Source organism: Micromonospora sp. NPDC049679, assembly GCF_040659735.1.
In the GTDB taxonomy this organism is placed as follows: Bacteria; Actinomycetota; Actinomycetes; order Mycobacteriales; family Micromonosporaceae; genus Micromonospora_I.
On the sequence record NZ_JBFANZ010000020.1, the window covers coordinates 100,697 to 108,033 of the forward strand.

The 7,337-nt window shown below is 70.4% G+C and carries 4 protein-coding genes; 2 read left to right on the forward strand and 2 right to left on the reverse strand.

Going from position 1 to position 7,337, the window contains the following annotated elements:
- The first annotated feature begins 84 nt into the window (after positions 1-84).
- Positions 85-2,490, forward strand: coding sequence for a PEP/pyruvate-binding domain-containing protein (locus AB0J06_RS15615; RefSeq protein ID WP_357428870.1), 2,406 nt, complete (start codon positions 85-87; stop codon positions 2,488-2,490).
- 127 nt (positions 2,491-2,617) lie between these two features.
- On the opposite strand, the gene ppc is transcribed toward AB0J06_RS15615, so the two are convergent.
- A complete protein-coding gene (ppc, locus tag AB0J06_RS15620) occupies positions 2,618-5,407 on the reverse strand; it encodes a phosphoenolpyruvate carboxylase (protein WP_357428886.1) in 2,790 nt (929 codons plus the stop codon).
- Positions 5,408-5,582: 175 nt separating this feature from the next.
- Between ppc and AB0J06_RS15625 the strand changes: the two genes are divergently transcribed.
- Complete coding sequence (locus AB0J06_RS15625) at positions 5,583-6,623, forward strand: S66 peptidase family protein (RefSeq protein WP_357428872.1); 1,041 nt, start codon at positions 5,583-5,585, stop codon at positions 6,621-6,623.
- Here the strand turns inward: AB0J06_RS15625 and AB0J06_RS15630 are convergent.
- Positions 6,617-6,904: a GntR family transcriptional regulator gene (locus AB0J06_RS15630; RefSeq protein WP_357428874.1), complete on the reverse strand. Its 288-nt coding sequence runs from the start codon at positions 6,902-6,904 to the stop codon at positions 6,617-6,619. The two genes, AB0J06_RS15625 and AB0J06_RS15630, sit on opposite strands and share 7 nt — an antisense overlap.
- Between the last annotated feature and the right edge of the window lie 433 nt (positions 6,905-7,337).

Genomic DNA, 7,337 nt, shown 5'->3' on the forward strand with positions numbered 1-7,337 from the left:
CCCGTCACTTTACATTGCAGTCGTATTGACATAGCGGATCCGTGGCAATACATTTCGGTCGTATTGCAACGAGGGGAGTCCGGGATGCACGTCATCGCGTTGCGCGACACAGCCGCCGGCATGGTGGATCTGGTGGGCGGCAAGGCCGCCGGGCTCGGCGAGATGATCAAGCTCGGCGAGCGGGTGCCGGAGGGGTTCTGCCTGACCACCACCGCCAACCAGCTCGGGGCGATACCGGAGACGGAGGTCGTCGCGGCGTACGAGCGACTCGGCGGTGGCCTGGTGGCCGTGCGCTCCAGCGCGACCGCCGAGGACCTGCCGCACGCCAGTTTCGCCGGACAGCAGGACACCTTCCTCAACGTCACCGGCACGGAGCAACTCCTCGACGCCATCCGTAGGTGTTGGGACTCCCTGCACACCGAGCGGGCCATCGCCTATCGCGAGGCGAACAACATCGCGCACGAGACCGTGCGGATGGCGGTCGTCGTGCAGCGCATGATCGACCCCACGGTCGCCGGGGTGATGTTCACCGCGAACGCGGTCACCGGCTGCCGTACCGAGATGGTGGTCGACGCCGCCCCGGGTCTCGGCACCGCCGTGGTCGACGGCACCGTCGTGGCCGACCACTACGTCCTCACCGGAACGCAGCACGACGACAAGGGCTGCCTGACGCGGGCACAGTTGGACGAGCTGCAGCGGGTCGGGGAACGGCTCCAGGACCACTTCGGTCGCCCGCAGGACATCGAATGGGCGATCGACCACGACGGCGCACTGTGGCTGCTGCAGTCCCGGCCGATCACCACACTGTTCCCCCTCCCGCCGGACACCGGCCGGCCGCTTCCCCGCATCTACCTGGAGTTCGGCCACGTACAGGGGATGCTTCAGCCGGTCACCCCGATGGGGATGTCCACGCTGAAGACGATGCTCGCGGGCATGTTCGCTTCCTTCGGCATCAAGGTGGAGATCGTCGACATCGGTGGACGCCTCTACGGCGATCTGACCGATCTGGTGCGCAGCAGGTCGACCCGCAAGAGGGTGGTCAGGCTCATGGCTGTGGACTTCGGCCCACGGGCTCAGGCGGTGGTCGAACACGTCCTGGCCGACCCGCGGTTCGCACCGCAGCCCGGCAACCCGGCCCGCACGAGCGCCGCGCTCACCTCGACGCTGCGCACCGTTCCCCGGGCGGCGGCCGGGATTCTGGGTGCGCTGGCGCGGCCCGACAGGGCGCGCGTCCGGATGTTCCGGGAGATCGAACAGCTCAAGCGTCGGGCTGTCGCCCCCGCCGGGCTGAACACGGCCGCGGAGCGGCTGAGCTTCGTGGAGACGCAGGACCCGTCCACGCGGTACGACAGGATCATCTGGCCGGTCGTCACCGGCATTCTCGTGGCCGCGCTGCCGCCGCAACTGCTCAAGGGCATCGCCAGCGACGCCGAGATCCACACCGTCCTGAGTGGCATGCCGCACAACGTCACCATCGAGATGGACCTGGCGCTCTGGCGGGTGGCCGAACGCGCCACCGAACACCGTGAACTGCTGTTGAACACCCCGCCGGACGAACTCGCCACGAAATACCTCGCGGGGGCGCTCCCCGACATCGGCCTGTCGGCGTTCCTCGACAGCTACGGCCACCGCGCCGTCGCCGAGGTCGACATCGGAGTGCCGCGCTGGGACGAGGACCCGGCACCGGTCTTCGCCATGATCGCGAACTATCTGCGGGTCACCGATCCGGAGCAGGCGCCCGATCGACGGTTCGAGCGGGCCGCGGCCACGGCCGAAGCGAAACTGGAGGAGCTGGTGCGGCGGGCGCGCCGCAGCAGGCCGATCCGCGGCCGGCTCGCCGGGTTCTTCCTGCGCCGGTCCCGGGCCCTGACCGGCCTGCGCGAGGCGGGCAAGTTCGCCGGGCTCTACCCGCTCCGCGAAACGCGCCGGCAGTTGCTGCTGATCGGGGCCGACCTGGTCGAGAGCGGGCTGCTGAAGCACGCCGACGACATCATGTTCCTGACCGCCGGCGAGGTGCGCACCGCCGTACACGACGGTGCCGATCACCGGGACACCGTCACCTCCCGCAAGGCCGTGCACCACCGGGAGCTGCGCCGCCCGACCGTGCCGGTCTCCCTCCTCTCCGACGGCACCGACGTCGAGCTCCTCATACCGCCGGCACCGTCGCAGGACGGGGCGCTGCGGGGCGTGGGAGCGGCCGCGGGTCGGGTCACGGGACCGGCCAGGGTGGTCCGCGATCCGGCAGCGGCCCACATCGAGCCCGGCGAGATCCTCGTCGCCCCCACCACCGATCCCGGCTGGACGCCGCTGTTCCTGACGGCCGGCGGGCTGGTGACCGAAACCGGCGCGACAATGGCGCACGGCCCGACGGTGGCCCGCGAGTACGGCATCCCCGCCGTCATCTGCGTGCCAGGTGCCACCGCCAAGATCAAGACCGGACAGCTCATCACGGTCGACGGCGCCGCCGGAACCGTCACCATCGACGAGTGAGTCGCTCAAACGCACCACGATCGCGCAACTTCCCGGAAATTGTGGTCTCGTCGTCCCGCGAGACCACAATTTCCGGGAAACAGAGCGATGGAATTGAACGGCGCGGCGGGTCGCGCCCGGCAGAGCGTCAGCCCGTGTTGCGCATGCCCGCCGCGATGCCGTTGACGGTGGTCAGCAGCGCCCGCTCCAGCGCGGTGCCGTCGCCGGGTGCCCGGCGCCCGCCCGGCGCGGTCGCGATCGCCCGGCCGGCGAGCCCCGACTCGCGGTACTGCCGCAGCAGCGCCACCTGGAGGTGGTGCAACGGCTCCAGGTAGGTGTCCCGGACGGCGAGGGTCCGCTGCAGCACCGCGTTGTTCTCCAGCAGCCCCAGCTCACCCGTGATCGCGAGCATCTCGCGCACGGTCCGCTCGTACTCCTCTTCGATCTTCGTGAAGATCGGCTGCAGCGGACCCGGCACCAGCGTCTCGACATAGCGCCGCGCGATGCTCAGATCCGTCTTGGTCAGCATCATCTCCACGTTCGACAGGAACGTCCGGAAGAAGTGCCAACTGCCGTGCATCTCGGCCAGCACCTCCGACAGCCCTGCCTCGCGGGCGGCGGCGAGCCCCGAGCCCACCCCGAACCAGCCCGGCACGATCTGCCGCGACTGCGTCCAGCCGAAGACCCACGGGATCGCCCGCAGGCCGCCCAGACCGGCGCCCGTGTTGGGCCGCTTCGCCGGCCGGGAGCCGATGTTGAGCGCGCCGAGCAACTCCGTCGGGGTGGAGGCCCAGAAGTATTCGGGCAGGTCCGGGTCTTCGACCAGCGACCGGTAGGAGCGGAACGCGGCGTCGGAGACGGTGTTCATCGCCGAGTTCCAGCGCTCCAGCATCTCCTCCGGCTGGCGCGGGGCGGTGTGCAGGAGCGTCGCCTGGAGCACCGCGGCCACGGTCAGCTCCAGGTTTTCCCGGGCGAGCGCCGGCAGGGTGTACTTGTCGGAGATGACCTCGCCCTGCTCGGTCACCTTGATCGCGCCGTCGAGCGTCCCGTACGGCTGGGCCAGGATCGCCTCGTGCGTCGGCCCGCCACCCCGGCCGACCGTGCCACCGCGACCGTGGAAGAGGCGCAGCCGGACGCCGTGCCGGGCCGCCACGTCACGCAGCGAACGCTGTGCCCGGTGGATCGCCCACTGGGACGTGGTGATGCCCGCCTCCTTGTTGGAGTCGGAGTAGCCCAGCATCACCTCCTGCACGTCGCCGCGGGCCGCGACGATCGCCCGGTACGCGGGGAGCGAGAGCAGTTCGTCGAGGAGTTCGCCGCCGGCGTCGAGCTCGGCCGGGGTCTCCAGCAGCGGCACGAGGCCGATCCGGGCCCGCGAGCTGTGCACGTCGATCAGCCCGGCCTCGCGGGCCAGCACCGCGGCGGCCAGCACGTCGTCGACGCCCATGGTCATCGAGATGATGTACGACTCGATCACCTCGTTGCCGAACCGCTCCTGCGCGTCGCGGATCGTGCCGAACACGTCGAACGTCTTGCGCGCCGCGTCGGTCAGCGGGGTGTCGAGCCGGGCCAGCGGTCGCCGCCCGGTCAGCTCCTCGGCGAGGAGCTTCGTGCGGTCGGTCCGGGTCAGCGTCTTGTAGTCGCCGACCTCACCGACCCGCTCGTAGAGCTGCGCCAGCACCGCGTGGTGCGCCTCGGCGTGCTCCCGCACGTCCATCGTCGCCAGGTGCAGCCCGAACGCGGAGACGGTGCGGATCGCCGACGCGAGCTTGCCGACGGCGGTGAGTTGTCCTGCGTTGCGGGCCAGCGAGGCGCGCATCAGCTCCAGGTCGGCGAGGAGTTCGCCGGAGCCGCGGTAGTCGCGTCCCGGCACGTGCGCGGTGCCGTCGGCCAGCCGCTTGCGGGTGTTGGCGAGCTTCGCCTTCACGCAACGCGCCTTCAGCCGGTAGGGCTCCTCGGCGTTGACCCGCCGGAACCTGGGCGCCACCTCGGGCAGCGCGTCGAGATCGGTGGCGAGACTGGCCGACAGGTCGAGCGAGACCCCACGCAGCCGCCGGGACACCGAGACCTCGCTGATCAGCGCGTCCATCGCCGCCTCGGTGGCCTGGATGCCGTGCTCGTGCTGGATCAGCATGACGTCGCGGGTCACGGCCGGGGTGACGAACGGGTTCCCGTCGCGGTCGCCGCCGATCCACGTGCCGAAGGTGAGCGGGCGGGACGTCGGTGAGGTCTCCACTCCGAGCGACCGCAGCGTGTCGGCGAGGTCGTCGAGGACCTGCGGCGCGGCGTCCGCGTACAGGTCCCGCAGGTAGTAGACGGCGTTGCGGGCCTCGTCGGTCGGGTCCGGCCGGTCCAGCCGCAGCTCGTCGGTCTGCCAGAGCAGGTCGAGCAGCTCGGCCAGACGGCGGTCGGTCGGGCCGGTGTCGGTCGCGCCGTACAGCACCGAGCCGGCCATCTCCAGGTCGAGCTCGTCGGCGACGGCGCGCAGCTTCGACAGGATCGACCGCCGCGCGGCCTCCGTCGGGTGGGCGGTGAAAACGGGGCGTACGGCGAGCCGCCGGGCCGCTGTCGCGATCTCCTCGGCCGGCACCCCGCGCTCGGCGATCAGCTTCGCCGCCTGGTCCAGCCAGCCGCCCTGGGTGGCGCGCTGCCGGCGCAGGTCCCGGGCGCGGTGCACCTGCTCAGTGATGTTGGCCAGGTGGAAGTAGGTGGAGAAGGCCCGGGCCAGCTTGGTGCCGGTCGTGACGTCCAACGCGGCGAGCCGGCCGGCGGCGGCCTCGGCGTCGGAGCGGACCAGCGCGCGTACCTCCTCGACCAGATCGAGCAGGGGACGCCCCTCCTGCCGGGCGAGGGTCTGACCGAGCAGCGTGCCCAGTCGCCGGATGTCGGCGCGTACCGCGGCGTCGGGGCCGTCGTTTTCGGTGCCGTTGTCGGACAGATCGCTCACCTGGCGCTCCTTACAAGGGTACGGAGGACAGCGCTGTCCGACGTCTCCGATCGTATCGGTGGCCCGTCCGGGGCTGGTCAGACTGGTGACCCACGTCTCAGCTGCTGGTTTTTCCGGCCGGAAATGCGAGTGCGGACGGCTCGCGGGCGGCGGTAGCGTGCCGCGCATGTCCGAGCGGAGCTATCCGGCCAAGCCGAAACCGGGGGACCGGGTCGCCGTCCTCTCACCCTCCGCCGGGCTGCCGGCGATCTTTCCCCACGTGCACGAGCTGGGCCTGCGCCGCCTGCGCGAGGAATTCGGCCTGGAGCCGGTCGAATACCCGACCACCCGGATCATGGGCGCCGACCCGCGTGACCGGGCCCGCGACATCAACGCCGCGTTCGCCGACCCGTCGATCACCGCCGTGCTCGCCACCGTCGGCGGCAACGACGAGGTCACCGTCATTCCGCACCTGGACGACGCGGTGCTACGGACCAACCCGAAGCCGTTCTTCGGCTACTCGGACAACACCAATCTGCTGTCCCACCTCTTCGACCTGGGCATCGTGGCCTACCACGGCGGCTCGGTGCTGGTGCACCTCGGCCGCCCCGGCTCGCCCCACCCGCTCTCGATGGACTCGCTGCGCGCGGCGCTCTTCACGGACGACTGGTACGAGCTGACGCCCGCCACGGAATACGGCGACGAGCCGAACGACTGGCACGACCCTTCCTCGCTCGACCGGCCACCCGCCATGTTCCCCGCGAGCGGCTGGAGTTGGCACGGTCCCCGCGCCGTTGTCGAGGGACCGGTCTGGGGCGGAAACCTCGAGGTGCTCTCCTGGCTGCTGCAGGCGGGCCGGATCGCGCCGAGCGCGACGTACGCCGGCTGCGTGTTCATCATGGAGACCTCCCAGGAGCTGCCCTCGGCGGTCGAGGTCTACCGGATCCTGCGCAACATGGGGGAGCGCGGTCTTCTCGCGGGCTTTCCCGCCGTGCTGGTCGGGCGGCCGAAGGCGTGGGAGTTCGACAAGCGCCTGTCGCCGGAGCAGAAACGGGAGTACGTCGCCGCGCAGCGCGCCGCCGTCACCCGCGCTCTCTCCGAGTACGCCCCGAACGCCGTGGTCGTCTTCGACCTCGACATCGGGCACACCGACCCGCAGCTGATCGTCCCGATCGGCGGGACCGCCCGCGTCGACGCGGTGGCTCGGCGGATCACGGTCCTCTACTGACTTATCCGCCGGATTGACCGGGACACCCCGTCGTGATCGAGACGAGTCACGCTCATCCCGGCCATGACCCGCCTGGATCGCGTGTCTACGAACTGTGCTGGTCCCGCACGAACACGCCCGCGCCGGGCGCTCCGTCCACGAAGGCCCTTCGCTTTGAGCCAGTCGATGGCGGCGCGCACGACCGGGCGGGAGACGTCGAACTCCCCGCACAGCTGGCGTACCGGAGGCAGCTTCGAGCCGGGGCGGGTACTCGCCGGAGGCAACCTGACATGCCAGGTCAACCCGGGATTGACCCCCGGGTTGACCTGGCAGGTTTCCCAGAAGTGGTGTCACGGTCTGTCATGCAGTGGCTGATCCGTGGTACCCGGTCACGCCTGCCGGGCGCGGCCTGAACACCGCCCTTCGCCGCAGATCTTGTCGAACGCCCCGCCCGCGCCCGTCTCGACCCTTCTGAATCAGACGTGGGTTGCCCGCAGCCCGCGTCTCCAGTGATCCCGAATGATCCGTGGGGTTATGACCCCACTGATCATTCATGATCACACCGCTTGGGCGCGGTGCCCCCACTGATCAAGGAGTTGTGCGTCGATCAAGGACGTATTCACACGATTTGATCTCCAATCGTGCTCGATCATGCGCGCGCCGATCTCCTGCAGTTGCTTGCGGCCGAGCCCCTCGCGGACCTTCGGGAACCAGTCCTGCTCCTCCTCGTCCATG